Genomic DNA, 22,822 nt, shown 5'->3' on the forward strand with positions numbered 1-22,822 from the left:
GCCGGCCAGCCGGCGGTCACGGCCGAGGTCATGGCGTCTTGGCTTTGATCGCCATCAACTTCGCCACGTCTGCGACGTCCTTCTCACGCCCAGAGGCCCGTTTGTTCTTGAGCAACGCTTCGAGCCCGAGGAAAGCCACCGGCAGCCCGTCGAGCGAGCCGCTCACCCGGCTGTCCCAGGCCTCATCGAAGTCGACGCCGGAGATCGACGTCAGCAAATCGATACGGTTGGGCGGACGGCCGAGCTGCACGACCGCGTTAGGCCGCATGAAGTCGTCGGCAGACAACGCGAGCTGTCCAAAACCGAACGTCGCGAGCGCCCCAAGGATTCGGTCGGCGTTCGCCCGCGTCGGCCGAACGAAGAAATCGATGTCCCCGGTGAACCGGGGATGTCCGTGGAACGCGACGGCGTGTCCCCCGACGACGATGAACTCAACACCGCTCGAGTTCAACAACCCGACAAACTCTCTCAAATCCTGCTGCAGCTTCACCCATGGACTCCCGGTAGCTGGCCACGAGATCCAGCAAGAGGTCGACGCGCTCCTGTGGCGTGAGGCTCGCGTAATAGGCTTCGTCGGCCCGCTCGGCTTCCTCGAAGCTGTGGAATACGAGAACGCTCTTGTCCATGGGTAGGCACCCGTCGAGAACCCTCGACAGTATGAAGCCCCCTCCTCCGATCCGGAAGAGGGGGCTTCAGCACGTCACGCGGGAAAGCGCTCAGCCCATGTTCGCGATGATCGCGTCACCGAACTCGGAGCACTTCACTTCCTTCGCGCCCTCCATGAGGCGCGCGAAGTCGTAGGTCACGGTCTTCGCGCCGATCGCGCCGTCCATGCCCTTGTTGATGAGGTCCGCGGCCTCGATCCAGCCCATGTGCCGCAGCATCATCTCGCCCGAGAGGATGACCGAGCCGGGGTTCACCTTGTCGAGGTTCGCGTACTTCGGCGCCGTGCCGTGCGTGGCCTCGAAGACCGCGTGGCCCGTCACGTAGTTGATGTTGCCGCCCGGCGCGATGCCGATGCCGCCGATCTGCGCGGCGAGCGCGTCCGAGAGGTAATCGCCGTTCAGGTTCAAGGTCGCGATCACGTCGAAATCACGCGGCCGCGTGAGGACCTGCTGCAGCGTGATGTCCGCGATCGAGTCCTTGACGCGGAGCATCTTCTTCCACTTGCCGCCGCCGTGCGTGTCCCAGAGCTTGAGCGCCTCCTCGACCTCGGCGCGGAACTCCGCCTGCATGTCGGGCGGCGCCATGTCGTAGCCAGGCTCGATCTCCTTGGCGTTCTGCTCGACCGTGATCTCCGGGTTCTTCTCCTTGTTCCCGAGGATCCACGTCTCGCGCTCGGTCACCACCTTGTTCCGGAAGTCGTGCTGCGCGAGCGAATACCCCCACGCCTTGAACGCGCCTTCCGTGAACTTCATGATGTTGCCCTTGTGCACGAACGTGACGCTCTTCCGGTTGAACCGGAGCGCGTACTCGATCGCCGCGCGCACCAGGCGCTCCGTGCCCTCGCGGCTCACCGGCTTGATGCCGATGCCGCTCGTCGCCGGGAAGCGGATCTTCTTCACCCCCATCTCGTTCTGGAGGAAGTCGATCACCTTCTTCGCCTCGGGGCTCTCGGCCTCCCACTCGATGCCGGCGTAGATGTCCTCCGTGTTCTCACGGAAGATCACCATGTCGACCGCGCCCGGATCCTTCACCGGCGAAGGAACGCCCTTGTACCAGCGCACCGGGCGCAGGCAGACGTAGAGGTCGAGCATCTGCCTGAGGGCCACGTTCAACGAACGGATGCCCTTGCCGATCGGGGTCGTCAGCGGGCCCTTGATGCCCACGAGGTACTGGCGATACGCCTCGACCGTACCCTGGGGCAGCCACTCGCCGAACGTGTTGAACGCCTTCTCGCCCGCGTACACCTCGTACCAGGCGATCTTCCTCTTGCCGCCGTAGGCCTTCTCCACGGCCGCATCGAGTACGCGCTGGCTCGCCCGCCAGATGTCGGGGCCGGTGCCATCGCCTTCGATGAACGGGATGATGGGTTGGTCCGGCACCTGGAGCTGGCCGGACGCGGACATCGTGATCGCTTCGCCCGCAGTGGGCTTCGGGAACTCGCGCATGGCCGCGCAATAAACCAGGGCGACGGCTGCCGCAACGGGGACGGACGATCTCGGGTGATTCGCCCGCGGACCCACGGCCGCACTTGTGCTACGTCGTGCCCGGCATGCGCTCTCGTCAAAGGCTCGTCGCTCTTGGTCTCGTGCTCGCCGCCGCCCTCGCCCAGCAGCCGGCCGAAGCCATCGTCGTCGAGCGAATCGTCGCGGTCGTAGGCGACGACCCGATCCTGCTCTCCGATCTCCGCGCCCGCGCCAAGCCCTCCCTCCTGCAGGTCCAGCAGCGCGTGCGTCCCGGCGCCGAGCAAGCGGCCGCAGAGTCGCAGGTCTTCAAGGACACGCTCGAGGTGATGATCGATCAGAGGCTCGAAGCGCAGGCCGCCGAGCGCGCGGGAATCACGGTGACGCCCGACGAGGTCGAGAACGCCTTCCGCAACATCGCGAACGCCCAAGGTCTCACGACGGCCGAGATGTTCCGCGAGGCGAAGGCGCGCTTGGGCCTCACGGAGCAGGAGTACCGCGACGAGATCCGGCGGCAGATCCTCGAAGGAAAGATGCTGCAGCTCCGCGTGAAGGGGCGCGTGCGCATCACCGAGGACGACGTGAAGGCGATGTACGAGCGCACGCTTCGCGAGGAGCGCAAGCGCCGCGACTACCGTGCCGCGTGGATCGTGCTGCAGATCATGCCGGGATCGAGCCCGGAGGCGATCGCCGAGCGAAAGAAGCTCGCGGCCGAGCTCGTGACGCGGGCCCGCGCCGGCGAGGACTTCGCGGCGCTCGCGCGCGCCTACTCGGACGAGGCGAACACGCGCGACGCGGGCGGCGACCTCGGGATCCGCGCGCCGGCCGGCTCGCCGCAGGCCCAGCAGGGCCAGCGCCCGGCGCTCGCGCCCGATTTCGAGAACGCGGTGATGCCGCTCGACCCCGGTCAGGTAAGCGATGTGATCCAGGTGGAGAAGGGCCTCGTGATCATGAAGCTCGTCTCGCGTCAGCCCTCCCGGTACACGACATACGAGGCGGCGAAGGGCGAGATGGTGCAGCGCCTGCAGACGGAGATCCTCGAGAAGGCGAAGCGCAAGTGGCTCGACGAGCTGAAGAAGCGCACGCACCTCGACGTGCGTTTGTAGTTCGACTCCCTCACCCGCCGCGCCGGGGCGCTGCCCCGGGCCCCGCGGGGGCTATTCGCCCCTCGACCCGAACCAGGGCAAGCCCTGGACCTTTTGTGGGAGAACTGCGCGGTGCGCAGTTCTCCCAGCAGGCCGGTGGGACCGCCCCGCCCGTCGAGACGTCAGCGCTGCTGTCGCCGGTCTCGACCGGGCCCGTTCGATGAACTGCGCGGGAGCGCAGTTCATCGACCACGAGTCCAGCGCTTGCGCTGGTCCGGGTGCAGGGGCGGACAGCCCCCGCTGGGGCCTGGGGCAACGCCCCAGCGCAGCGGCGTCGACATGAGACTACGGCTTCGATGGCTCGGCCGGCGGCGTTGACGCCGGGGGCGCTTTCCCGGTGTCGGCCTTCTCATCCTTCTCGGCCTTCTCGCGCTCGGCGTCCTTGCGCTCCAACTCCTCTTCCTGACCGAGCAGCTCGAGAAGCTTCTTCTCGTCGTCGTCGCCGCCCTTGCCGAGCTTCGACGCGTCGAACGTGAGCATCGGCATCGCGCCGCCGCCGTTCATCACGGGCAGCCTGCCGTTCCAGCGCTCGAGCGCGCGGTACTGCAGCACTGACGGCGTCATCGAGTACTTGAGGATCAGGTTCGACCGCGCCTCGGCCTTCGCCGTGATGAGCTTCGCGTCCGCCTCGCCTTGCGCGCGCGCCCGCGCCGCCTTCGCTTGCCCCTCGGCCTGCGTGACCGCCTGCTCCGCCTCTGCCTTCACCTGGCGCACCCGGTTCTCCGCCTGGATCGCCTGCTGCGTCGCCTCCATCGCGCGGTTGATCGCGTTCGCCACGTTCTCCGGCAACCGCAGCGCGCCGTTGATCGTCAGCTGATCGATCACGAACCCGTCCGGGCCGAGCTGCTCCTGCATGCGCTTCGCGACGTTCTCCACGAGCTTGCCCTTGCCCGCGCCGTAGATCTCCTGCACCGGCATCTGCGAGGCTTGCATGTTGAAGCTCTCGCGCATCGCGTTGCGCACGTAGCCGTTCGCGAGGTCCATCAGGTCCGACTTGCGAAACCGCCCGTAGAGCTTGGGCGCGAGCGTGGGCTCGATGTGGAACGAGAGCCCGACGTCCGCGTTGATGTTCACGCCCTCCTGCGACGAGAACGTGATCGAGCTGTCGCGCGCGTTGCCCTCGTGCGGATCCTTCGTCCAGACGATGTTCTGCACGCTCGTCGGGAACAGGATGATTTGCTCGGTCAGCGGGTTGAAGAACACCCAGCCCTGCACCGTGGGGCTCTTGTCGACGCCGCGCTCGTCGCCGGCGAGCTTGACCTTGATGCCGACGTGCCCTGCGTCGACGCGCGTGACGCACGACGAGAGGGCGATCGCCAGGATCACGAGCCCGATGGCCGCGACGGCGACGCGCTTGATGAGGTTTGCCTGGGGTGGGGACGAGAAGGGGCGGACGGTTGCCATGGCGCTCTCGCGCCTAGCATATCGAAAAGAGGAGAGCTCAGGCCCTCGTGATGCCCATGCGCCGGCGAGCAGCCGCGGCGAGCGCGGCGAGCGCCATGCCGAACGCGACGACGAGCGGGCCGCGTCCGTCGCCGGTCTTCTTGCCACCGCCCGGGATCGGAGCGGCCGAGCCGTCGCCGCAGAACACGTCGACGTTCGTGCCGATGCGGGCCTGGTGCATGTTGTCGACGGTCTCCTGCGAGGCCGCGGGCTGCAGGACGAGATCGCTCTCGAGCGCCGCGCGCGGCAGGTTCGCTTCGAGCCGCGTGAGCCAAACGTCCTTCGGATGCAGGCCGTTCAGCGCGACCGCGAGGTCGTCGAGCGGGCCGCAGGCCAGCGTGCGTGCGTCGATCTCGCCCGACGCGACCTCGCCGCAGGACGGATCGTCGAGCGGCACGCCCGCGGGGCACGGGTTCGAGACCATGAGGCCGCTCTTGCCGACGTTCGCGAAGGACTCCGAGCAGAAGCCGTCTGCCGTCTCGCCGTTCGCGATGCCCTGCTGCACGTAGGCCGCCGCGATCGAGTCGGCGAAGTTGCCGTTGCCGGCGGTCGTGTACGTGCGGAAGCCCTGGAAGCTGAAGAGACCGGGGAGCTGCGAGAGCAGGCCGCCCTCGAACGCGAACGCCGTGAGCCACGACGCGCCGCCGTTCTGCTCGAGCACCTTCGTGCGGAGCTCGCCGTAGTTCGACGACTGCGTCTTGAAGTCCCACGAGAGTAGGTCGACGGGCGCGACGACGTTGTTGAAGTTCTTCGCCTCCCAGCGACCCTCGGTGATCATGAAGAGCGTGATCGCCACGTTCGCGCCGCTGCCGATCGCCACCATGCGCAGGGGCAGCGTGGGGCTGATGCCTGGCTGCACGACACGCACGGGCGTCATCGCCTTCACGTCCTTGCCCGGCACGAGCTTGATCGCGATGAAGTCGAACTTCTCCGCGATGTAGGCGTCGATCACCGGCTGCGTCGAGGGATCGATGTCGTAGCCCGCGACGTCGAGCCACGTGTTCAGCGCGCCGGGCGTGTCCGTGCTCAGCGTGACGGTCTGATACGGGCCCACGGTGCCGCGGTGGACGACCGTGACGCTCGGGCCGCCGCCGCCGTTGCTGCCCCCCTCCGCGTCCGAAAACGCGCGGCCCGCGAGCGATTCGCTGCAGCCGAAGCCGCCGCTGCTTCCGTTGCCGCAGTCGACGGGCGCCTGGAAGATCTGCGTGGTCGTCGCGGCGTCGAGCGTGTCGAACCAGGCGTCGGTGGAGACCTCGATCACCGCGCCCGGCTTGACCGGCAAGACCCACGCGAAGCTCTCGGGATCGCCGTTGTACTGGATCTGATCCCAGAGCACCGTCTGCTTCGGCGAGATCGAGAGCGCCATGCGATGCGCCGAGACGACGGTGCTCTGGCTCGGCGGCGCGAAGCATCCCCCACACGCCTCGGCTTCGTTCGTCGCCGTAAGAGAAGCAAGAAGGGTGGCGGCAAGAACTGGGACAACGAAGCCGAAGCGCATGGGGAAGATCTCCTCTCGGGTAGGAGCCTTAAGAAAAGCAAGCCAAGGCGCGGGCGGGTTCAGCAAAAGCGATGCCGACCCGATTGCCGCCTTTTTCAGGGAATACGCTGCGCCAGAGTGAGCCACACAGGGCGAGGGCGCCCCGGGGCTTTCCTCAACGTGCGGGCGGGGCCACGTCGATGCGGCAGGAGACGGGGAGCGCGAGGCCGACCTGCTCGAGGGAGATGGGCGTCTGCGTGATGGCGCTCGGCGGCTCGCACGAGATGAGGTGGAGGGGCACGGTCTGCGACTCGGCGACGCGGGCGAAGGCGCGCGCGCGCTCGACCCAGCGCTTGACGAGCTCGGGTCGGAACGACTCGGGGTCGCGGAGCTTGATCTCGGGCGAGCCGAACGCGGTCTCGATCTCGGGCGCGCCTTCCCCGGACGAAGGCACGAGCGCGTCATGCTTCTTCGAGGCCTCGACGAGCCCCGCGACGATCTTCGCGCGCGCCCAGTAACCCGCCTCCGCGGCGAGCGGGACCTCGACGGCGCCGTCCACGGTCACGACGAAGCGCGTCTTCCGCGGCTCGTCGTCCTTCACCTTCGAATACTCGGCCGCGGCCGTGGTGTTCGCGCCGAGCATGGCGATCGTGGCCGCGCCGCCCGTGGCCGCGCCGAAGCGCTCCTTGAGGGCGAGCGTGGCTTTCTCCAGAAGATCGAGCCCGGCCTTCGGATCGCCGAGCTCGACGCGCAGGACGAAAGGAACACACGCGAGGTCCGGGCGCACGACGAGGGCGCCGCGCGCGTCGCCGTGGCTCGGGATCGAGGGGCCGCTCGGCGCGGAGAACGAGGAGGCGCTCCCGTACGACGCGCTCGAGAGGAGCGAAGGCGCGCTCGGCTCGGGGACGCCGGCGGAGCCGCACGCGGTGGCGAGGAGACCGAGCAGAAGCGGGAGGGGCTGGAGTTTCGCCATGGGGCGGCGAGTCTACCCGCAATCACGCGCTGGATCGCTGGCGCGTCCGTCTGCCGCGTGCTCTAACCTCTCCCCCCCGTGTCCCCCGACCGAACGCTTTTCCAGAAGCTCTTCTCGTCCCGCCCCGTGATCCTCGCGCCGATGGAGGACGTCTCCGACGCCGTCTTCCGCAAGCTCTGCCGCGAGCTCGGCGCCGAGCTCTGCGTGACGGAGTTCGTGAACGTCGAGGGCCTCTTGCGCGGCTGCCGCAACGCGCGCCGCAAGATCACGCTCGGCGCGGACGATCAGCCGACCGCCATCCAAATCTACGGCTCGGATCCGGATCGCCTCGCCGAGGCCGCCGAGATCGCCGCGGCGGCGGGCCCTTCGTTCGTCGACATCAACTGCGGCTGCTGGGTGCCGAAGATCGCGGGCCGCGGCGCAGGCGCGGGCTGGCTCCGGAACCCGACGGCGATGGTCGAGATGGCCGCGATGGTCGTGCGCCGCGTGTCCATGCCGGTGACCGTGAAGACGCGGATCGGCTGGGGCCCGGAGTCGGAGATGCCGATCGTGGAGCTCGCGAAGCGGCTGGAAGGCGCGGGCGTGTCGGCATTGACCATTCATTGCCGGACGGCGCAGATGGGCCACTCGGGGGCGGCGGACTGGACCTGGGCGGCGCGCGCGAGGAGCGTGGTCGGGATCCCGGTGATCGTGAACGGCGACATCAAGAGCGCGGAGGACGCCGAGCGCGCGCTCGCGGAGACGGGCTGCGAGGGCGTGATGGTCGGCCGCCGGGCGATCGAGCACCCGTGGATCTTCCGCGAGGCGAAGGCGCTGCTCGAAGAGGGTCGGCGGATCGATGCGCCGACGCCCGAGGAGCGGATCGCGCTCTGCAAGAAGCACCTCGTGATGAACACGGAGGAGCGCGGCGAGCCCCACGGGGTGCGCGTGACCCGAAGGCACCTCGCGGGATATCTGCACGGTCTGCCGGGCGCGGCGGCGCTCCGGCGCGCGCTGAATGCGTGTGACTCGCTGGAAGGGTGCCTCGCGATTCTGGACGAGGCGCTCGCACGGCGGGCGGCCTGATCGACCTTTCGGGGGTGTGAGCGCCCACCTTTGGTGGGTCTAGCCACAAACAGGCGCGTCTCGAAGTCGCCTGCGCGCGTCTCGAAGTCGCCTGCGCGCGTCTCGAAGTCGCCTGCGCGCGTCTCGAAGTCGCCTGTGCGCGTCTCGAAGTCGCCTGCGCACGTCTCGAAGTCGCCTGCGCACGTCTCGAAGTCGCCTGCGCCGTGTCTCGAAGTCGCCTGCGCGCGGCGTGGGGTCGGTTGAAGGCGTCTCGAAGTCGCGTGCGCGCGCCTCGAAGTCGCGTGCGCCGCGTCTCGAAGTCGCCTGCGCGCGTCTCGAAGTCGCGTGCAGGCGTCTCCAAGGCGTGTGCGCGCGTCTCCAAAGAATGCAGCTTGGGCGTGATCCGCCCGGTCCCAACCCTTCTCTCCCTCGGACTCGCCCCGACGACCCTTGACCGGGGCCCCCGATGGCAAGGGGGCCCGGTGCGTGGCGTACTCGGTATCCGGCAAGCTCGCAGGGGGGACCATGCGTTCTGCTTCTGGTATCCGACCGGGACTTCCCACGAATCGCGACGGCGCGACGAAAGACGTGCGGCGCATCCTCGTGGCCGACGACGACGCGACCCGCAGGCGCCTCATCGGCGCCCTTCTCGTCGAGAAATACGCCCCCGCGGTCGCCCTCGAAGCCTCCTGCGTGCCCACCGCGCTCGAAGCCCTGCTCGTCCGGCACCCCGATCTCGTCGTCGCCGATCTGGGTTTGTCGGGGCATTCTCAGGGCGGCTTTCGCCTGATCCTCGACGCGGCCTCGCTCGGCGTGCCCGCGGTCGTCACGAGCGGGCCGATTTCGCGCGCGCTGGAGGAGCGGCTCGCGCAGCTCGGCGTGGGATGGGTGCCCAAGGGTTCGTCGGAGCAAACGTTGCTGGCCGCGATCGACCGCGTCATCGAGAAACCGCGCGTCGCGGAGCGCGGAAACGAGCCCCGGAAGGTGCCCTCGGGGCCCAGGATGCATACGGCGTGATCGGCGCGTCCGTGACGAGCCACGAGCGCTGAAAGCAGGATGTCGCGGGACAAACACCAGGCAGCCGGGCCCCCTTCGGAGTCCGGCGGGGCAGGAGAGCTCGACGCCGCCCTGGCCTCCGAAGGCCTCGACGACGAGCTCTTGCGCCAGCTCGGCCATCTGCTCGACATGGAGCTCGTGGATCCGCCGCGGCGCGCGCGCAAAGAGCCGCTGCGGCGGCGCGCCGCGGCGCACATCGTGATCGCGCGGCTGTCGTTCGAGGCGCGGCTCTCGGATCGGGCCGAGGTGGAGGCGCACGCGGCGCTCGCGCTCGCGCCCGACGACGAGGCGGCCCTGGGGCTGCTCGCGGCGATTCACCACGCGCGCGGCGAGCTCGGCGCTGCAATCACGCTGCACACCGAAATGGCGGCCCGCGCGGGCGGCGAGCCTTCGGCGCTGGCAACGCTCGGACGGCTCTTCGAGGCGAGCTTGCGGGAAGAGTCGCAATCCGCGCGCGGACCGCACGTCGCCCCCGAGGCGGGAGCGACGACGGGTTTGTCGGAGCTCGAGCACGCGTTTCGCGTGGCGTTCGGAGGCAATTTGCAGGGGGCGCTGCGCATCGTGGATCGGGTCGCGGCGCGGGCGCGCACCGAGGCGCGCAGCGTGTACAAGCTCGCGATGCTGGAGCGCGCTTTTTTGCTGGAGCAGGCGCAGGACGTGCGGGGCGCGATCACCACGCTGGAGCGCCTCGCCGACGAGCCCGGGCTCGCGAACGACGCGGAGCGATTGCTTTGCCTGTCGCTCCTGTACGAACGAGAAGGGACGCCGGAGCGGATCCGCCGCGCGCTCCGGGCCGTGCGATATGCCTACCTCGTCACGCGGCGCCCCTCGCTGCTCCGGCGCGTCGCGCGGCTCGTGGGCAAGCTTGGGCATACACGCCTCGCGGAGCTGTTCGAGGCGCGTTATCTGGAAGTCTTCCGCCGCCGCATGCACGTGCTCTCGCTCCGGGAGGCCGCGCGGGCCTTGCCGACCGCGTACGTGCCCCCCGAGGGTTTGTCCGTCTTGCCCTTTGGACACCGCGCCGTCCAGCACCTCTTCGATCGAATCCGGGATCGAAAGCGCCCCGAGCACCGCCGGCGCGCCGCCGCGCTGTCGCTCTGGGCCGGCGAGCCGGCGCGCGCCGAGGCGATGTACGCGGAGCTCGATCGAGAAGGACGAACCACGGCCGTCGATTTGCTTTATTATGCGGATGCGCTGGAGGCGATCGGGGAGCACGAGCGGGCGCGTTTGGCGCGGCGGCGCGGGGTCGCGGGGCTCGAACGGCCGGACGCCGCAGCGCTGACGCGGCTGCTCGGGCACGAGGACGCGCGTCTCGAGGATGCGCGCGAGGCGCTCGGATCGCCGGAGCGGCTCGCGGAGGCGGGATCGGTGCTCCGGGCGCGGCGAAAAGCGCATCCGGAGGATCACGCGGCCGTGCTCGCGCTCGCGCGCGTGGCCGAGGCGAAAGGTGAGCTCGACGCGAAGGCGCGATACGAGGCCCACGCCCGCGCCCTCGCGGACGCCGCGCGCACGCCGCGCCCCTACGTGCTCGCGGCCGCCGCATTGCGCCGCGGCGGCGAAGTGCGCGGCGTGATTCACGAGCTCTGGGCCGACAGCCGACGCACGAAACGCGGCCGCGGCGGCCTCGACGAAAAGGACGTGCTCGGCTCGGTCGCGCCGGACCTCCGCGCCCGCGCGGTCTCCATTTTCCAGGCGGTGCGCGCCTTCGTCCGGGCCCGTTATCCTCACCGCGTCGATCCCGAGCTCGACGATCGCCGGTTTCTCCTCCGTTTCACGAAAGACGACGAGCCCTCGTCCGGCGACAGCGCCGGCCTGCCGATAGCCGTCGCTTTCGCGAGCGTGATGCTCGGGTTCTCCGCGCCGGCCGACGTCGCATTCTCGGGCGCCATGATCTGCGACGCGCACGACGTCCTGTCGCTCGGCCGCATCGGCGACGTCGACGCGAAAATCGAGGGCGCCTACGAGCGTCGCCTCTCGCGGATCGTGCTGCCCGCGCAAAACCGGGACGACGTGACACACGCCGAGCGCGTGCCACGCAAGATCGCCGAGCACATGGTCGTCTTCGCGCGGACGCTCGACGAGGTCCTCGAAGCGATTTTTCCCGAGCTGGTTTGAGGCATTTCGAGCCGAGGCGTATCGCCACGCGATGGAACGCCGCTACGCGAAAACAAAAAAGGTCTCGGCCGCCGTCACGCGAAAGGCGACGGCGGCCTAGACCCCAATGGCGCGTGGAGACGCGCCGGGAGACCGGCCGAGGAGGACCGATCTCCCGCTCAATGGCATCCGATCAGAAGCCGCAGGAGCGACACCAGGCTTCGTACTGCTGACGAGCGATCTCGCGCTGCCGCACGATCTCGGCCGTGAAGGGATTCCACCCCGTCCACGGTGTGGCCGTTGTGTGGCTCAGGCCGCTACGCTGCGCGTAGAACGGGTCGATGCTCGTCGGCAGGCCGCCCACGTGCTGCGGGCCGGTCCACGTCGGGACCGACTGCATCCCGTAGTTGTACGGATACACGCCGTACGGCGAGTGCCCGAGGCCGCCCGTGTAATCCACGGTCCGCGGATCCATGCCCTGCACCGGCACGCCGAACCCGAACGGGGTCGTGCCGAACGGGGTCGCGCCGAACGGGGTATGGGAGAGGCCGGCCATCTCGCGGTTGAAGTCGCGATTGAGGCTGATCCGCTGCGTGCGCGCCAGCACCTCACACGTCTGGGCGAGGTAATCGTTGAGGATGCGCAGGTTGTTGATCTCGTAGGTCTTGGGATCCATGGTCATACCCCCCTTGAATCAGGGCTCGTGCACAATCTCCGCCTCGAGGCCCTATGCCCCGACGCGGCACTACCTTTCCAGCGCTCTGCGCCAGAAATTCTCGCCGGGTGCGGAACGCTCGCAGGCGCCGCACCCGAAAACCTTCATTTCACGTCGATCGGGACCTCGGTCACGTCGTTCCCATGGCCGTCCGTGGGAATCACGACCGTGAGGACGCCGTCCCGCAGCGTCGCCTCGATCCCGTCGCGCCGCGCCCGCGGCGGCAGCGCGATCGTCCGGAGAATCGGCCCCTTGCGCCGCTCTTCCAGCCGCATCATGCCCGCTGCCGATCGCAATGCGCCACGCTCGCCACGAATCGTGAGCGCGTCGCCGGTCATCGATACGACGAGCTGCTCGCGCGTCACGCCGGGCACGTCCACCATCACGCGCACTTCGCGCTCGAGCTCGACGACGTCGACCGGAGGCGCGAACGCAGGCTCACTCTTGCCGCGCGGCTCCGCCGAGGCGCGCGCCTTCTGCTCGAGGAGCACCTTGAACTGCCGATAATTGCTCTCGGCATGGGACGCGGGATCCACCTCCGGCGGAAGCTCATAACGTCCCGGCTTGATGGCGCGCCCGGTGATCGATTGATACACGCCCGCGACCTCGGCGATTGCCTGCTCCACGTTCAACATCGGTCGTCCCCTCCAAGATGAAGCCGCGATGGCCGTCCGGGGCGCCCAAACGCCCGCCGAGACGCGCCGAAGTGCGCAGAAACGCGCCACCTCGCGCATTTCCGATTCGCCGCGACCGCGACGAGAAAGGACACTACGCGGGTCGTCGCCGCCTGTCTGTCGGTTGCGCCAGTGTTATCGATTCAGGAGGTTCCGGATCGCCGGAGGTAGAATGCCAGAGCCCCGACGGCATTTCCCGGATGAACCCGCCATTCCGCGGAAATCTCTTGGTTTTTCGTCTAAGGGTTCGAACGATGGTTCGCCCTGGTTGAATGGCGCGAATATGCCCAGCTCATACGGCGATACGCCCGGACGATACACGGATGCGCCCGCGCCAAACGCGCGTATGCCCAGGCATGATCCGGGGGCGATCAGAGCGCCGTGTTTTTCCAGGGATCGAGATCGGCGAGCGCGCGCTCGGCCATCGCCTCGTAGCGCGCGCGCTTCGTGAGCTTCGACTTCGTGCCTTCGAGCGGCGGCACGTGCGCCCACGTGATGTTCGAGGGCTGATACGAGGGTTGCTCGCGGCCGAGGTGCGTGAGGATGCCGCCGAGCGCCGTCGTCTTCGGCGGCGGCACGAGCGGTTTGCCCGCGAGCCGCTGCGCGAGCAGCACCGCGCAGACAAACCCCGCCGCCGCGCTCTCCACGTAGCCCTCGACGCCCGCGACCTGCCCCGCGAGGAAGACGCCCGGCATCGCGCGCATCTCCATGCCCGGACCAAGCACCTTCGGCGCGTCGACGAACGTGTTGCGATGCACCGAGCCGAACCGCAAGAACTCCGCCTCTTCGAGGCCCGGGACCATGCGGAAGACGCGGAGCTGTTCGGGGTACTTCATGCGCGTCTGGAAGCCGACCATGTTGTACGCCGTCGCGGCCGCGTCCTCGGCCCGGAGCTGGATCACGGCGTACGGCCGCCTTCCCGTGCGCGGATCGACGAGCCCGACGGGCTTCATCGGCCCGTACGCGAGCGTGCGCTCGCCGCGCTCGGCCATGACCTCGCAAGGCAAGCAGCCCTCGAAGTAACGCACGTCCTCGAACTCGCGCGGCGCGACCTTCTCCGCCGCGACGAGCGCCGCGACAAACGCGCGGTACGTCTCCTCGTCGAACGGGCAGTTGACGTACGCCTCGTCGCCACTCTCCTCGGCGTCCTCGGCCATCATCTTGCGGCCAGGCTCCTGCGCACGCTCGGCCGTGCCCTTGCCCCAGCGCGACTGCTTCCAGACCTTCGACCAGTTGATCGATTCGGCGCTCAGGATGGGCGCGATCGCGTCGTAGTACGCGAGGTGCTTTGTGCCGACGGCCTCGGCGATCGCGGCGGCGAGCGCGTCCGCGGTGAGCGGGCCGGTCGCGAGGATGACGGGACGCTCTTGCGGGATCTCCGTGACCTCGCGCGTCTCGACCGTGATGCGCGGGTGCTCGCGCATGGTCGTCGTGATCTCGGCGCCGAAGCGCTCGCGATCCACGGCGAGCGCGCCGCCCGCAGGCACGGCCGTTCGATCGGCGACGCGCATGACGAGCGATCCGACGCGGCGGAGCTCCTCCTTGAGCAAGCCGACAGCGTTCGCGAGCGCCGCGCCGCGGAGGGAGTTCGAACAGACGAGCTCGGCGAAGAAGTCGCTCGTCTGCGCGGGCGTGCGGCGCGCGGGCTTCATTTCGAGCAGGCGCACGTGGTGGCCGCGCTCGGCGAGCTGGAAGGCGGCCTCGCAGCCGGCAAGGCCGGCGCCGACGATGGTGACGTCGTGGGAGCGAGCTTCGGTCATGGTGTCGGGGAATAAGAGGCGCGCCGCGACGAACGGGCGCGCCTTGGGGGAGGGAGGGGTTGATTAGGCCGAGGCTCGGCCGTTGCTCTTCGACTTCGACGCCGTCTTCGTGGCGCCCTTCTTGTCGGCGGTCTTCGCCGCGGCCTTGGGCTTCTCCTCGGCCTTCGCCGCGGGCTTGGGCTCGGCCTTGGCCTTGGGCGGGGACTTGGGCTCGGACGGCGCGTCGGCCTCGGCCGACCCGTCGTCACCCGCGGCGCCCTCGGGCGCGGCGCCGGCGAGGCCGGCCTCGTCCTCCTCGGGCACCTCTTGCTTGAAGCCGCAGTCCTTCGTCGCGCAGACGAGCATCGGCTTCTTGCCGGCCGTGCGGGTCAGGAACTTGGCGCCGCAGGTCGGGCACGGGGTGGCGATGGGCTTCGCCCAGAGCTTGAAGTCACACTTCTGCTCGGCGTTGAAGTTCGAGCAGCCGTAGAACGTGCGCCCGCCCTTCTTGCGCGGCCGGACCTCGATGATGTCGCCGCCGCACTGCGGGCAGGCGACGCCGAGGGGCACGGGGCGCGCGTTCTTGCAGGCCGGGTAGCCCGTGCAGGAGAGGAAGTCACCGTAGCGGCCGGTGCGGATCACCATGGGCTTGCCGCACTTGTCGCAGGTGATGTCCGTCTCGCGCACGGCCTGCGCGCTGTTCGAAAGGTCGCGCGTGGCCTTGCACTTGGGGTAGCGGCTGCAGCTCAAGAAGTAGCCGTTTTTGCCCCACTTCTTGATCATCTCCCCTTCGCCGCACTCCTCGCAGGGGATGCCCGTCTTCTCCGACGGCGGCTTCCACGAGGCGAGCTTCTTCGCCGGCTCGAGCTGCTGGCGGAAGCGCTTGTAGAACCGCTTGAGGAGCTGCTCGCGCTTGATCTTGCCGGCGCCGACCTCGTCGAGCTCCTCCTCCATCTGCGCGGTGAAGTTCGGATCCATGAAGTCGAGGTTCGAGCGCACGAGGCCCTCGACCACGAACTTGCCGAGCTGCGTCGGCTGGAACGCGCCGCCGGGCAGCTTCTCCACGTACGCGCGCTGCTGCACCTTGCTGATGATCTCGGCGTACGTCGAAGGACGGCCGATGCCGCGCTTCTCGAGCTCACGCACGAGCGAGCCTTCGTTGTAGCGCGCCGGCGGCTGCGTGAACTTCTGCTCCGTCACCACGCCGGGCGGCGTCGCGAGGCGGATCACGTCGCCCTCGTTCATCTCGGGCAGGAGCGCGTCGCTGTCCTCCTCGACCGGCGCGGCCTTCGCCGCGGCCGTGGGCTCCGGGGCCTCACCGTCCGCCCCTGCCTCTTCCTCGCCCGCGAAATCACGCTGCCCTTCGGTGACCTCGAGCCAGCCCTTGTCCTTGAGCACGCGCCCCGTCGAGCGGAGCATGTACGACTTGCGCGAGGCATCGCCGCGCGTGGGCTCGGCCTGGATCTCGACCGTCGTCCGATCGTAGACGGCGGGCGTCATCTGCGAGGCGACGAAGCGGTTCCAGATGAGCTTGTACAGCTTGTACTGCTCGTCCTTGAGGTGCTTCTTGACCGAGTCCGGGTGGATGTTGACGTCCGTCGGTCGGATCGCCTCGTGTGCGTCCTGCGCGTTCTTCTTGGACTTGTAGACGTTCGGTTTGTCCGGGACGAAGGACTTGCCGTAACGCTTCTCGATCGCCTGGCGCACCTCGGCGATGGCGTCGTCGCTGACGCGCGTCGAGTCGGTACGGATGTAGGTGATGAGACCGACGGGGCCGCCGTCCTGCTTGAGGTCGACGCCTTCGTAGAGCCCCTGCGCGACCTGCATCGTGCGCTTCGTGCCGAAATGCAGGATGTTCGTCGCGTCCTGCTGGAGCTTCGAGGTCGTGTACGGCGCGGGCGGGTTGCGCTTCTGCTCGCGGCGCGTGACCTTCGCGACCTTGCAGCTCGCGCTCTCGAGATCGGCGCGCACGAAGGCGGCGGTCTCGCCGTTCTTCACCTCGATCTTCTCGCCCTCGGCCGCGGCGAGCTTGGCCACGAAGGCCGCGCCGCTCGGCGCCGAGAGTCCGGCCGAGACGTTCCAGTACTCCTCGGGGACGAACGCCTCGATCTCACGCTCGCGATCGACGATCAGCCGGAGCGCCACGGACTGCACGCGGCCGGCGGACAGACCGAAGGCGAGCTTCGACCAGACGAGCGCGGACACGTCGTAGCCGACGATGCGATCGAGCACGCGGCGAGCGCGCTGGGCGTCGTAGAGGTTGATGTCGAGCGGCCGGGGGTGCTGGACGCCGTGGTCGACGCCCTTCTTCGTGATCTCGTGGAACTCCACCCGCTCGACCCGGAGCTTGTCGTCCTGGATCTCCTCGAGGATGTGCCAAGCGATCGCCTCGCCCTCGCGATCAGGGTCGGTCGCCAGGAGCACCGCGTCCACCTTCTTGGCCGCGTCCTTCAGCTCCTGGAGGACTTTCTCCTTCCCGACGATGACCTCGTACTTCTCGGTGAAGTCGTTCGCGACGTCGACGGCGTTCTGGTTCTTGGGCAGATCCTTCAAATGCCCCTTGGAGGCGACGACGTCGTACCCCGAGCCGAGGTACTTCTTGATCGTCTTCGCCTTGGCCGGCGACTCCACGATGACGAGCGTCTTGGCCATCACCACCTTCTGATGAGCAAATTGCGTGAGGACGAGGGGAAAACCCGTGGGTCCGCTCCGCTCGACAACGAGCAGGTGGGCCCATCTAGCGCTTGCCCCGCCGGTAGGAGCCGGCGGGGCCCTCTACTACTACGGCCTGTAGTGTCAACGTCAAGAGCGCCCCAGCGACCGCAGGAAGAGGCGCCCTGACCGTATCGCAGATCACGTCCAGGTGCGTAGGGGTATCCCCCAAAACACCAAGAACGGCTTTTTCGAGAGGGCCGAAGGTCCCCTCGAAGGGAAGGGGGAGGTCCCGAGCAGGGGGCCTGGGCTCCGTCTCCGTACGCTTTCGGCGAGGAGAGGGGCCGTGACCCACGGCGCCGAGGACGTCCGCCGCACAAGTGACCGCGCGGGCCCCCATGGCTAGCTCCTCGGCGCAGCCCGCGCCAGCCTCGGACCACGGAGGATGCGGGACAACGCCGAGCGGCCGACCGAGCTTGCGCGCCGCCGCAGCCGCCGAACGAGCGCCGCTCTTCAGGCCCGCCTCGACGACGACGGTCGCGAGCGTGAGCGCGGCAAGGACGTGGTTTCGCGCGAGAAAATGCTGAGGACGCGGGGGGCTCGTATCAGGCAAGCGCGAGAGGAGCGCGCCGCCCGCGGCGAGGACACGATCGAAGAGGGGCACGTGCTCGAGGGGATACGGGCAGTCGAGCCCGGCGCCGGTGACGACGACGGTGCGGCCGGAAGCTTCGAGCGCGGCCTCGTGCGCAGCGGCGTCGATGCCGAACGCGCCGCCAGACCAGATCGCGAAGCCAGCGGAGACGAGGTCGCGGACGAGCACGCGGGTGAAAGCACGAGCGTCGGCGCTGGCCGCGCGGCGGCCGACGACGGCGACGCCGGGCAAGGTAGGAAGAGCGCCGCGCAGGTACAAGGTCGGCGGAGCGCGCTCGGGGGTGGCGAGGGCACGGAGGACAGCGGGGTACGCGGGCGCGTCGGGCGCGAGGACGATGGAGGGAGGCACGCGCATCCATCGACATCAGGCGCTCGCGAGTTGCGTGGAATCGTGCAGAGGGTGTTCTCCAGGCGTCGCGAGCGGCTCGAGGCTAGGAAGGTCGAGCGAGGCGTACATCGTACGTCGAGCGAGGCCGACCGACGCATCGAGCCGCGCAGCAGCTTGGGGAACACCCTCTCAACGATCACGCGTGATCGGTCGAAACTGCTGGACGAGGACCATGCCGGAGCCCTTGCGCACGGTGACCGAGAGGTTGCCGATGAAGGGCTCGAGCAAGGGGAAGCAGTCGTCCCTGCCGCCGATGACGGCGGTGGGCCCATCGCGCACGTCCTGCGCGACGATCTTCACGGGCGCAGGTTCGCCCGTGGTGAGGAAGGCGTCGACCTCGACGACGCCGAGGCCGCCCTGCGCGACGACGGTGACGCAAGCGCCAACCGGATACGAGACGGGCACCCACGCGCGCTCTCCCTCGGCAAGCGTCGCGCCGAACCGGGCTCCCTCCGCGGACATGCCCGCCGTTTCGCCACGCACCGATCCATCAAAGGCAAGCGCGAGGACGCGTGAAGGCTTGAGGTCAGGGAGGAGCGGAAGCGACGGCGCGGCGTAACGCTCGAGGAAGAGGCGCGTGGCCTCGGGATCGGGGACGGGCGCGGGCGCTGTGGCAGCGGCGGAGGCAGGCGCGGAGGCGGAGGCGGAAGCGACGACGGGGACGGAGGAGCGTCCGCGGCGCGGGGGGAGCGGGTCGATGACGAGAGGCTGGGATTCGGCGTGGGAGCCGCAGGCGGGGAGGAGCGTGACAGCGCAGGCGGCGACGATCACGAGGCGCATGCGCAAGTTCCGCTTGACATCGTACGCGATCTGCGTGGGGAGGCGGCGGGACGCAAGCGCGAAGTCACCCCTCGCCTGCCGCTCCGCCCTCGACGTCCTCCGCCTCGGTCAAACCTGCCCGCCTGCGCGCCGTGGGCCTCACCCGGTCTGCGAGCTCCCCCTTTCCCGCGAGCTCGAAGAGCCCCGTCAGGGTGTCTGCGACCCCCTGATAAACCCCGTTCCAAGCTGCGGTCGCCGCGTTCCGCCGCTGCAGCGTCACCTGGGCCTCGCGCTCCTCCCGGCGCACGTCGCCGAGCGCCGTACGAAGCGCGTCGACGCGCGCCTTCAGGCTGTCGGCGAGCGCCTTCGGGTCCACCGAGACGCCCTCCTGCTTCGGCGCCTCGGTGAGAGGGCGGTTGCGCAAGAGGCGCTCGGTGGTGCAGGCGGCCTCGATGAGGTGCTCCGCTTCGCTCGGCGTCTCGCCCGAGAGCCCATACGCGCTCAGGATGGCCGCGCCGTACACGCCCGAGAGCGTGCTGCGGATGCCGATCATGCGCGCGCGGAGCTCGTCCTTGGCCGAGTCCCGCGTGGCCCGCGGCTCGGCGTCGTCGGCGAGCTCGGTCGCGTGCGCCTGGTTCGCCGCGGAGAGCTCGTCCACGGAGCGCTGCGCGAGCGCGCCGAGCGCCTGGAGGAACACGCACATCTGAAAGCCGGGCGGCGTGCCCTCCGGAAACAACGCCCGCTCGATCTGCTCGGCGGTCTCATTGCCATGCACGGAGACCGCCGAGGTCAAAGTGCGCGTGATCGCAACCCGGTCGGAGACGAGCTTGGAGACTTCAGCCATGGAGGGTCCTTTCGTTTCAGGGCGGGAGTGTACACGGGCTCACGAGTTTGGAAGGGCGGTTTTGTTTTGAAAGGGGTGTTGGGAAGTGGCTCGAAGAGGGGACGGCGGGTGAAGGGGCCGTCTCCAAGCTCTGAAGGCACCTCGCCGGGGCCACATCAGCGATCGAAACGGTTCGAGGCTAAGCCGAAGCGCCGCGGGTCGCGCGCGGCTTTCTTCCTTCGCGCAGCCGCAAACCGTAGACGACGTCATCGAGCACTTCGAGAGGGCTCATGAACGGCGCAGGGACCTGCAAATCGTCTGATCCCGGGTGCAAGTGCGAGCGAATGCCCAGCGCCTCGTTCTCGTGCCCCGGAAGGTTCACGTCGAAGCGCACGAACAGGGGGCTCTGGAGGTCCGGAAAGCGGATCTCGAAGTTGTAGCCGAGGAGGACGAGCGGCACTCCGGGCTCGTACGCAACCGTGATGGCGAAATCGAACCAGGCTCCGTCGTCCCGCTCGAAGTGCGCGCGATCCCTCGTGCGCTTCTCGTTCTTTTCGCCGCCCGTGATGGCCACCTGTCCTCTCGGCTGGCCCTCCGACGTGCGCTTCAGGAGCCGCATGATCCCTTGCGGCGGCGTCCTCAGCGCGCCCTGGTCGGCGGCTTGCCAGAGGTGCTGGCGAATCTCCTTGAAGAGCGCATCCGGGCTCTCTGGCAAGGGCGGCACGAGCCCCGTCACCCGTTCCTGGAGCGCATGCCTTCGTTCGCGGAGCTCAGCGCTCAAGGAGATCCCCTCGGTCGAGAAGGACCAGCCACTCGGCGTACTCGGGGTCGCGCGGGAGCTCTCCTCGCTGCGCGAGGCTGACGACATCGTCGTTGGTCCTGCCGGACCACGCCTGCAAGGCCCGCAGCCGTGCTTCTCGCTCCTCGTGCGAGAGGATCGACGAGGACCGATCCCAGCGCCAGAGAGAGCCTCCAAGGAAACTCGCAAAGTTCGGCGCAGCCCGCATCAGGCGCGCGAAGGATTGCTCGCCCATCACGAGGACGATCGCGCCGTCGTGCGCGAGACGGGATCGCAACAGATCGAGGTGCGCCCACTCTGTCCCGGTGAACCCATCGACGCCCGAGACGACGACCGGCCCGCTCGCGTGTTCCTGGATGCGCCGCGTGAAGGCCAGCGCGTCCTTGGGCTCGACGCGCAGAGCCGCTTCGTCACCGAATGACGAAATCTCCTCGCTCACCACCGCCGCCGCGCGGGCAACGTCGGCGTCGGGCGCGAGCAGCGTGAAGAACGCGCCGGGCACCGAGCGCGCGACGACACGCATGGCGAGCTCGTCCGCGCCCATGGGGTTCGGCGTGGTGCTCATGGAGTGGTCGCGAGCTGCGCGAGCAGCGGTTCGAGGGTCGGGTGCACGGCGTAGCGCGTGCGCCCGCCCGAATATTCGAGCACGCGGCGCGTGACGAGCAGCGCGAGATCTTTCTCCGAGGCTTGGATGAAGTTGCCCGTCTTGCGGACGCGCTGGAGGACCTCGATCTCGTCGGGCCCGAGGCCGAGCAGGTGCTTGCGGCCGAAGGCATCAGCGGCGCGGTCGGCTTCGGCGGCGGTGATGGTATCCGAGCCCGAGACATAAGCCTCCTCGCAGGCTGACTGAGCGAGGGCTACGAGGTCTCGGAGCACGCCGCCGGACCATGCGGCGAGGCGGAAACACGTGTCGTCGGGGAGAACTTTGGCTGAGAGGCGGGCGCGCAGGATGCTCACGAGGAATGAACGGCCGTCGGGGTCCTGCTGCACGTCGACCGGTGGTTGGTGGTAAAAGTAGTCGAAGCGGTCCGCGATGGGACGATCGAGGCCGTAGAGGGCGCGCAGCGGCCCCGCGACGACGACGCCGATTCCTATCGAACGGATCACCCGGATGACATGCTCCGCGATCTGCTCGAACATGGCCGGATCCGCGAGGCGATCGAGCGAGTCAAAGAAGATGGTTTGGTGTGGCTTTTCTTGGGCCAGCCGCGCATGGAGTTTGCGCAATTCATCGACCTGCTCCGGCAGCCCGTAATTGATGCTGTCGTCGGGCATGCCCCCGAGGGCGCACTCCGCAAGGTCAAGCAGCGCTCCCGGCCGGAGCATCTCGAGGTCGTAGGTTTCGCTGACGTCAATGTACTTCGCCCACGTATCTTCGAGCTCGTTCAGTTGGTTGCAGGCAACAAGGAGTTGCGTGGTTTTCCCCGACCCAACTCCACCTACGAGTAGATGCGTCGAAGCCGGCCGCAGCCCAACCCGGTCCGTGATCTCCTTGCCCACCGACCGCCCGGGGCGCTCCACGTAAAACCCACGCTCCAGCGCGCGCTCCGGGTTCGCCGCGGCATCCAGCCGCGCCATGTACTCCCGGAACGTCTTCAGGCGGCTCGTCACGGCGCGAGTATGCGGAAGGGCGACATCCTTGTCCATCGCCCTCCCCGCCCGCTCGCCGCTAATCCAGCCCCCCATCCGTAGCGACCGCCCTCCCCTCCTGCTCCACCGCTCCGGCGTTGAACGTCATGAACGACCGGATCGACCACCACACCAGGTTGAACCAGGCCGGCGCCGGCAACTTCCGCGTCACGCCGATCTCCACCAGGCCGAGTGAGAAGAACAGCACCGGCATCAGCGTCCCGAGGTCCGCGCGGTGATCGAGCGCGCTCCGCACGTCGCTGTTGATCTCGGCGAACGCGTGCGCCACGGCCTTCGCCACGCGCGTCGGGCCCGGCAGCGCGTCGTGGCCGAGGTCCGTCAGCTTGCGGCCTTGCTCGTCGCGCTCCTCGGCCACGAGCCGCGCCAGCATCGCGCGCACCGCCTCGGCGTCGAGCGTCCCTTCCTCGCGCTCCACGATCACCGAGCCCGTCCACGGACGAATCTCCACGCGCTCGCAGCTCGGATCCATCATCGCGAGCTTCTCCGCGACGCGCAGGCACGCGTCGCGGTGGCCCACGATCGCCCGGGATCGCAGCCGCACGCGGCGCGGAAGGCTATGGACGAGCTCACTCCACTGCTCGCTGGGTATCACGTCTCTCCTCCCCTTCCCTCTC

Annotated in this window: 21 protein-coding genes; 4 read left to right on the forward strand and 17 right to left on the reverse strand. The window is 68.8% G+C overall.

Features of this window, described 5'->3' with window-relative positions; genetic code table 11:
- Window positions 1–28 precede the first annotated feature (28 nt).
- The 3 genes from KEG57_RS15445 to icd form a co-directional block, all read right to left on the reverse strand.
- Complete coding sequence (locus KEG57_RS15445; protein WP_272418902.1) at window positions 29–490, reverse strand: nucleotidyltransferase; 462 nt, start codon at window positions 488–490, stop codon at window positions 29–31.
- Window positions 432–626, reverse strand: coding sequence for a hypothetical protein (locus tag KEG57_RS15450; RefSeq protein ID WP_272418901.1), 195 nt, complete (start codon window positions 624–626; stop codon window positions 432–434). The genes KEG57_RS15445 and KEG57_RS15450 overlap by 59 nt, the downstream gene beginning before the upstream one ends.
- 90 nt (window positions 627–716) lie before the next feature.
- Window positions 717–2,111 carry an NADP-dependent isocitrate dehydrogenase gene (icd, locus tag KEG57_RS15455; RefSeq protein WP_272418899.1) on the reverse strand — a complete coding sequence of 465 codons (1,395 nt, stop codon included), beginning with the start codon at window positions 2,109–2,111 and terminating at the stop codon, window positions 717–719.
- A gap of 104 nt (window positions 2,112–2,215) precedes the next feature.
- Here icd and KEG57_RS15460 point away from each other — a divergent pair, with 104 nt between their 5' ends.
- A complete protein-coding gene (locus tag KEG57_RS15460) occupies window positions 2,216–3,232 on the forward strand; it encodes a peptidylprolyl isomerase (protein WP_272418898.1) in 1,017 nt (338 codons plus the stop codon).
- A 324-nt stretch (window positions 3,233–3,556) separates the two neighbouring features.
- Here the strand turns inward: KEG57_RS15460 and KEG57_RS15465 are convergent, their stop codons facing one another.
- The 3 genes from KEG57_RS15465 to KEG57_RS15475 all read right to left on the reverse strand — a co-directional run bounded on the left by KEG57_RS15465 (window position 3,557) and on the right by KEG57_RS15475 (window position 7,164).
- Entirely contained in the window at window positions 3,557–4,675 is a 1,119-nt protein-coding gene (locus KEG57_RS15465) for a prohibitin family protein (RefSeq protein ID WP_272418897.1), read from the reverse strand.
- A 37-nt stretch (window positions 4,676–4,712) separates the two neighbouring features.
- Window positions 4,713–6,212, reverse strand: coding sequence for a DUF2330 domain-containing protein (locus KEG57_RS15470; RefSeq protein WP_272418896.1), 1,500 nt, complete (start codon window positions 6,210–6,212; stop codon window positions 4,713–4,715).
- 154 nt (window positions 6,213–6,366) lie between these two features.
- A complete protein-coding gene (locus tag KEG57_RS15475) occupies window positions 6,367–7,164 on the reverse strand; it encodes a hypothetical protein (protein WP_272418895.1) in 798 nt (265 codons plus the stop codon).
- A 78-nt stretch (window positions 7,165–7,242) separates the two neighbouring features.
- Between KEG57_RS15475 and dusB the strand changes: the two genes are divergently transcribed.
- The 3 genes from dusB (at window position 7,243) to KEG57_RS15490 (ending at window position 11,379) form a co-directional block, all read left to right on the forward strand.
- On the forward strand, window positions 7,243–8,229 hold the full coding sequence (dusB, locus tag KEG57_RS15480) for a tRNA dihydrouridine synthase DusB (protein WP_272418894.1): 987 nt from the start codon (window positions 7,243–7,245) through the stop codon (window positions 8,227–8,229).
- A 504-nt stretch (window positions 8,230–8,733) separates the two neighbouring features.
- Entirely contained in the window at window positions 8,734–9,225 is a 492-nt protein-coding gene (locus KEG57_RS15485) for a response regulator (protein WP_272418893.1), read from the forward strand.
- Between the two features lie 39 nt (window positions 9,226–9,264).
- Window positions 9,265–11,379: a S16 family serine protease gene (locus KEG57_RS15490; RefSeq protein ID WP_272418892.1), complete on the forward strand. Its 2,115-nt coding sequence runs from the start codon at window positions 9,265–9,267 to the stop codon at window positions 11,377–11,379.
- A 172-nt stretch (window positions 11,380–11,551) separates the two neighbouring features.
- Here KEG57_RS15490 and KEG57_RS15495 read toward each other — a convergent pair whose 3' ends face one another.
- The 11 genes from KEG57_RS15495 to KEG57_RS15545 all read right to left on the reverse strand — a co-directional run bounded on the left by KEG57_RS15495 (window position 11,552) and on the right by KEG57_RS15545 (window position 22,800).
- Window positions 11,552–12,034: a hypothetical protein gene (locus tag KEG57_RS15495; protein ID WP_272418891.1), complete on the reverse strand. Its 483-nt coding sequence runs from the start codon at window positions 12,032–12,034 to the stop codon at window positions 11,552–11,554.
- A gap of 143 nt (window positions 12,035–12,177) precedes the next feature.
- Complete coding sequence (locus KEG57_RS15500; RefSeq protein WP_272418890.1) at window positions 12,178–12,708, reverse strand: Hsp20/alpha crystallin family protein; 531 nt, start codon at window positions 12,706–12,708, stop codon at window positions 12,178–12,180.
- A gap of 410 nt (window positions 12,709–13,118) precedes the next feature.
- The gene (trmFO, locus tag KEG57_RS15505) at window positions 13,119–14,507 is read right to left on the reverse strand and encodes a methylenetetrahydrofolate--tRNA-(uracil(54)-C(5))-methyltransferase (FADH(2)-oxidizing) TrmFO (protein ID WP_272418889.1); all 1,389 of its coding nucleotides are present in this window, start codon (window positions 14,505–14,507) and stop codon (window positions 13,119–13,121) included.
- Between the two features lie 63 nt (window positions 14,508–14,570).
- Window positions 14,571–17,138, reverse strand: a complete 2,568-nt coding sequence (topA, locus tag KEG57_RS15510; RefSeq protein WP_272418888.1) for a type I DNA topoisomerase — start codon at window positions 17,136–17,138, stop codon at window positions 14,571–14,573.
- Window positions 17,139–17,223: 85 nt separating this feature from the next.
- The gene (locus KEG57_RS15515; protein WP_272418887.1) at window positions 17,224–18,138 is read right to left on the reverse strand and encodes a DNA-processing protein DprA; all 915 of its coding nucleotides are present in this window, start codon (window positions 18,136–18,138) and stop codon (window positions 17,224–17,226) included.
- 168 nt (window positions 18,139–18,306) lie between these two features.
- Window positions 18,307–18,957: a hypothetical protein gene (locus tag KEG57_RS15520; RefSeq protein ID WP_272418885.1), complete on the reverse strand. Its 651-nt coding sequence runs from the start codon at window positions 18,955–18,957 to the stop codon at window positions 18,307–18,309.
- 64 nt (window positions 18,958–19,021) lie between these two features.
- A complete protein-coding gene (locus KEG57_RS15525) occupies window positions 19,022–19,780 on the reverse strand; it encodes a hypothetical protein (RefSeq protein ID WP_272418884.1) in 759 nt (252 codons plus the stop codon).
- A 178-nt stretch (window positions 19,781–19,958) separates the two neighbouring features.
- Complete coding sequence (locus KEG57_RS15530; RefSeq protein ID WP_272418883.1) at window positions 19,959–20,540, reverse strand: hypothetical protein; 582 nt, start codon at window positions 20,538–20,540, stop codon at window positions 19,959–19,961.
- Entirely contained in the window at window positions 20,530–21,123 is a 594-nt protein-coding gene (locus KEG57_RS15535) for a hypothetical protein (protein ID WP_272418882.1), read from the reverse strand. Before KEG57_RS15535 ends, KEG57_RS15530 begins: the two co-directional genes overlap by 11 nt.
- A complete protein-coding gene (locus KEG57_RS15540) occupies window positions 21,120–22,169 on the reverse strand; it encodes an ATP-binding protein (RefSeq protein WP_272418881.1) in 1,050 nt (349 codons plus the stop codon). The genes KEG57_RS15535 and KEG57_RS15540 overlap by 4 nt, the downstream gene beginning before the upstream one ends.
- A gap of 58 nt (window positions 22,170–22,227) precedes the next feature.
- Complete coding sequence (locus KEG57_RS15545) at window positions 22,228–22,800, reverse strand: HMA2 domain-containing protein (RefSeq protein WP_272418879.1); 573 nt, start codon at window positions 22,798–22,800, stop codon at window positions 22,228–22,230.
- Window positions 22,801–22,822 lie beyond the last annotated feature (22 nt).

The organism is Polyangium jinanense (genome assembly GCF_028435365.1).

Excerpts from the sequence above, each read along its gene's own strand:
- KEG57_RS15450 (WP_272418901.1), bottom strand. The coding sequence starts at position 626 with ATGGACAAGAGCGTTCTCGTATTCCACAGCTTCGAGGAAGCCGAGCGG.
- icd (WP_272418899.1), bottom strand. The coding sequence starts at position 2,111 with ATGCGCGAGTTCCCGAAGCCCACTGCGGGCGAAGCGATCACGATGTCC.
- KEG57_RS15460 (WP_272418898.1), top strand. The coding sequence starts at position 2,216 with ATGCGCTCTCGTCAAAGGCTCGTCGCTCTTGGTCTCGTGCTCGCCGCC.
- KEG57_RS15465 (WP_272418897.1), bottom strand. The coding sequence starts at position 4,675 with ATGGCAACCGTCCGCCCCTTCTCGTCCCCACCCCAGGCAAACCTCATC.
- KEG57_RS15470 (WP_272418896.1), bottom strand. The coding sequence starts at position 6,212 with ATGCGCTTCGGCTTCGTTGTCCCAGTTCTTGCCGCCACCCTTCTTGCT.
- KEG57_RS15475 (WP_272418895.1), bottom strand. The coding sequence starts at position 7,164 with ATGGCGAAACTCCAGCCCCTCCCGCTTCTGCTCGGTCTCCTCGCCACC.
- KEG57_RS15485 (WP_272418893.1), top strand. The coding sequence starts at position 8,734 with ATGCGTTCTGCTTCTGGTATCCGACCGGGACTTCCCACGAATCGCGAC.
- KEG57_RS15490 (WP_272418892.1), top strand. The coding sequence starts at position 9,265 with ATGTCGCGGGACAAACACCAGGCAGCCGGGCCCCCTTCGGAGTCCGGC.
- KEG57_RS15495 (WP_272418891.1), bottom strand. The coding sequence starts at position 12,034 with ATGGATCCCAAGACCTACGAGATCAACAACCTGCGCATCCTCAACGAT.
- KEG57_RS15500 (WP_272418890.1), bottom strand. The coding sequence starts at position 12,708 with ATGTTGAACGTGGAGCAGGCAATCGCCGAGGTCGCGGGCGTGTATCAA.
- trmFO (WP_272418889.1), bottom strand. The coding sequence starts at position 14,507 with ATGACCGAAGCTCGCTCCCACGACGTCACCATCGTCGGCGCCGGCCTT.
- topA (WP_272418888.1), bottom strand. The coding sequence starts at position 17,138 with ATGGCCAAGACGCTCGTCATCGTGGAGTCGCCGGCCAAGGCGAAGACG.
- KEG57_RS15520 (WP_272418885.1), bottom strand. The coding sequence starts at position 18,957 with ATGCGCCTCGTGATCGTCGCCGCCTGCGCTGTCACGCTCCTCCCCGCC.
- KEG57_RS15525 (WP_272418884.1), bottom strand. The coding sequence starts at position 19,780 with ATGGCTGAAGTCTCCAAGCTCGTCTCCGACCGGGTTGCGATCACGCGC.
- KEG57_RS15535 (WP_272418882.1), bottom strand. The coding sequence starts at position 21,123 with ATGAGCACCACGCCGAACCCCATGGGCGCGGACGAGCTCGCCATGCGT.